Origin of the sequence: Amycolatopsis kentuckyensis (genome assembly GCF_002155975.1) — a bacterium.
Lineage (GTDB): Bacteria > Actinomycetota > Actinomycetes > Mycobacteriales > Pseudonocardiaceae > Amycolatopsis > Amycolatopsis kentuckyensis.
In genome coordinates this window covers 1-3,412 of record NZ_MUMI01000336.1, presented here as the reverse complement: position 1 = coordinate 3,412, position 3,412 = coordinate 1, and the positions used below count along the sequence as shown (strand labels likewise).

The window sequence follows — 3,412 nt, the reverse complement described above, 5'->3', positions numbered from 1 at the left end:
CGCGGGGGCCTTTCCGTTGTGGTGGGAGCTTGGCTACAAGGCCGAGCCCTGCAGGGTCACGCCGACCGGGAGGTGCGGCGGCCCTTCAGCTCGGCGAGACGTTCGTTCAGCAGATCCTCGAGCTCCGGGATCGTGCGCCGCTCGAGCAGCATGTCCCAGTGGGTGCGCGGCGGCTTGACCTTCTTCTGCTCGGGCTGCCCGCCATCGACGATCTCCGATTCGCTCCCGTGCAGGCGGCACTCCCAGACCGTCGGGATCTCGGCGTCGTCGGAGAACGGCACCTCGAACTCGTGGTTCTTCGGGCAGGCGTAGCGCACGGTGCGGCGTGGGGCGAGGTCGTGGTTGCGGTCGGTCTCGTAGCTGACCGCTCCCAGCCGGCTTCCACGAAGAACACGGTCGGCCATGATGGGGGTCCTTTCAGTCAGCTCCGGGGTGGAGCCAGGGTGTTGCTCACCCTATGCAACGACCGACGGCCCCGGAGGATTCCCGGGCCGTCATGTCGTTGCTCACGATGAGCTGCGTCACCCGCCGGCATCAGCTTCCTCTAGTAGGAGGCGTTTCGCGCTCCGGCGTGACGTCAATACGGCCTTCTTAGTGCTGATATCCCCCGGATGGGCTACTCGTGTCTCGCTCAGGTCAACCGTAACTGACCGTGATGAGCAGTAACCGAGCCCAAGTCACCCGATCGAAAGTGGCGGCGACACAATACCTGATAACGCACAGTAGCGAATTCGGCCTCAAATCGTGCTGAAGCTGAAGTTTCAACTACGGATTGTTCGGTATCTGCCACCACCACGGTATCGCCCTCGCGCACGACCACACCGTCGACCACCCGCGCGTTGAACCGCCCCGGCAGCCCGCACCAGCACAACACCTCCACCTGAACCGGCTGCAACTCGTCCGCCAGTTCGAACAGACGAGCGGCACCCGGGAACAACCGGCTCCGGAAGTCCGTCGCGATCCCGAAGCAGTACACGTCGATCTCGACCTCGTCGGCCAGCTCCGCCAGCTGGTCGACCTGACCGGGGGAGAGGAACTGCGCCTCGTCCACCACCACGTAGTCCACGTGCCGGCCCTGCGCCCACTCCTGCCGCACCAGGTCACGCACGTCGGTGTCCTCGCCGACCTCCACCGCCTGCCGGGTCAGCCCGATCCGGCTGGAAATCTGCGGCGCACCCGAACGGTCGTGGCGCACCAGCACCAGACCCCGGCGGCCCTGCCGGGCGTGGTTGTGGTCGATCTGCAGCGCCAGGGTCGACTTCCCGCAGTCCATCGGCCCGTAGCAGAACTTCAGCCTGCCCACCGGCGGCGTCCCGCGGCGCGAACCGGCCGCGGGAACCGACGACAGGGCATCGGTGGGATCAGGGCCGGCGGTGTCGTCGATCAAGGTCACGACGCCCGACCCTATCGGTGGTCACAGAACCCCCGGCGGACGGTTGCCCGCCGCCTCGATCGCCCGCCGCACCGGCACCAGCCACACCAGCACCAGCCCCGCCGCGAAGAACACCACCAGCGCGATGATGGCCAGCCGGAACGACCCCGTCGCCTGCCCGACCCCGGCGAACACCAGCGGCCCCAGCCACGACGTCCCCCGCTCGCCCACCACGTAGAGCGAGTAGTACTGCGCGTCCTTGCCCGCCGGGATCATCTGACTGAACAACGACCGCGACAGCGCGTTCGTTCCGCCCAGCACCAGCCCGATCCCCACCGCCACCGCCAGGAACTGCAGCATCTGCCGCGGCTGCACGAAGTACGCCCCGCCCAGCACCGCGACCCACGCCACCAGGCTGACCAGGATCGTCCGCTTCGCCCCGATCCGCCGCGCCACCAGCCCATGCAGCGTGCCACCGAGGTACGCCACGAACTGGATCACCAGGATCGTGACGATCAGCACCTCGTTGCCGAACCCCAGCTCGTCCTTGCCGTACTGCGCCGACACCGTCACCACCGTGTTGATCCCGTCGGTGAAGACCAGGTAACTGCCCAGGAACGCCAGCGTCAGCGGATACGCCTTCGCCGCCACCAGCGTCTGCCGCAACTCCGTGAACCCCGCCCGCAGCACCGAACGCCCCGGCGCCACGTCGACGGGTGTGTGGTGCCGGGGGAGCCGCCGCACCGCGGGGAAGGTGAACGCCGCCCACCACAGCCCCGACGTCAGGAAGCAGATCTGCACCGCCAGGCCCTGGTCCACCCCGAACAGGTCGTGCTTCAGGTAGAACCCCAGCTGCAACGCCAGCGCCAGCCCACCGCCCAGGTACCCGAACGCCCAGCCCTTCGCCGAGATGTCGTCCCGCTCGTCCGGCCCTCCGATGTCGGCCAGGAACGAGTAGTAGACCACCAGCGAACCCCCGTAGCCGATGTTCGCCACGATGAACAGCGCCGCACCCAGCTGCCAGTCCGACCCCGTCAGGAAGAACATGCCGGCCGCGGCTGCCGCGCCCAGGCACGCGAACCCGCCCAGGATCCTCCGCTTGTTGTGACTGCGATCGGCCACCGCACCCGCGATCGGCAGCACCAGCACCTGCACCACCGTCGCCACCGACAGCAGGTACCCCCACACCGAACCGGCCGGGAACTGCAGCCCGAACAACGTCACGTCACAGTGGTGCAGCGTGTCCGCCCCACCCGCCGCGTCCAGGCACGCACGGTCCCCGTTAAGGGTGATGTTCGCCTTCGCGTCCGCCGCCGCGATCGAGCTCATCGACAGCGCCCCGAACACCGTCGTCGTCGACGAATAGAACGGCGAATTCGCCCAGTCGTAGAAATACCAGCCCCAGCGCTCGCGCTTGGTCGAGCGCGTCCCGGCCAGCGTCATCCACGGCTCCTTCAGCTCAAGAACTTCCAGGTCAGCGCGGAGACTACGGGGACGCGGCAACCCCCGAGACCGCGCCACCGAAACCGTGTCCGGTTTGTCGCTTCGTGATCATCCGCCACCCCGCCACGACAGCCGGTTCGCCACTCACGGCTGCCGCCGGCAAAAGTGAACGGAGTTTCATGCGAGACTCGAGCGCCTATCGTGTCTGTTGTGGTCAATGGGACACGCTCCTACTGTGCATCCCATGATCCAGAACCGTCGACGCACCGTGACGAGCCTCCTGCTCCTCACCCTCGCCGCCATGGGTCTGCCGCTGATCAACCCCGCCACCGCCGCCGCGGACCCCGCGTCGAGCGCCTGGGCCAAACTCCGCATGTGCGAGTCCAGCGGCCGCTACGCCACCAACACCGGCAACGGCTACTACGGCGCCTACCAGTTCGACCTGCCCACCTGGCGCAGCGTCGGCGGCCAAGGCCGCCCCGACCAGGCCGCCCCCGCCGAACAGGACTACCGCGCCCTCTACCTCTACCGCATGCGCGGCTGGCAGCCCTGGCAGTGCGCCGGCATGCTCAAACTCGCCGCCGACGCTGCGCCAGG

The 3,412-nt window shown here is 68.0% G+C and carries 4 protein-coding genes; 1 reads left to right on the top strand and 3 read right to left on the bottom strand.

Going from position 1 to position 3,412, the window contains the following annotated elements; translation table 11 throughout:
• Positions 1 to 56 precede the first annotated feature (56 nt).
• The 3 genes from CCN39_RS30065 to CCN39_RS30055 all read right to left on the bottom strand — a co-directional run bounded on the left by CCN39_RS30065 (position 57) and on the right by CCN39_RS30055 (position 2,815).
• Positions 57 to 404: an RNA polymerase-binding protein RbpA gene (locus CCN39_RS30065; RefSeq protein ID WP_003081521.1), complete on the bottom strand. Its 348-nt coding sequence runs from the start codon at positions 402 to 404 to the stop codon at positions 57 to 59.
• Positions 405 to 631: 227 nt separating this feature from the next.
• Complete coding sequence (locus CCN39_RS30060) at positions 632 to 1,393, bottom strand: thymidine kinase (RefSeq protein ID WP_167455221.1); 762 nt, start codon at positions 1,391 to 1,393, stop codon at positions 632 to 634.
• Between the two features lie 21 nt (positions 1,394 to 1,414).
• Positions 1,415 to 2,815, bottom strand: coding sequence for an MFS transporter (locus tag CCN39_RS30055; protein WP_086847658.1), 1,401 nt, complete (start codon positions 2,813 to 2,815; stop codon positions 1,415 to 1,417).
• Positions 2,816 to 3,059: 244 nt separating this feature from the next.
• Between CCN39_RS30055 and CCN39_RS30050 the strand changes: the two genes are divergently transcribed.
• The coding region (locus tag CCN39_RS30050) for a transglycosylase family protein (protein ID WP_434781131.1) at positions 3,060 to 3,412 on the top strand (353 nt) is incomplete at its 3' end.

What these genes read in the sequence shown, in the direction of transcription:
- CCN39_RS30065 (WP_003081521.1), bottom strand. Translation starts at nt 404, where the DNA reads ATGGCCGACCGTGTTCTTCGTGGAAGCCGGCTGGGAGCGGTCAGCTAC.
- CCN39_RS30055 (WP_086847658.1), bottom strand. Translation starts at nt 2,815, where the DNA reads ATGACGCTGGCCGGGACGCGCTCGACCAAGCGCGAGCGCTGGGGCTGG.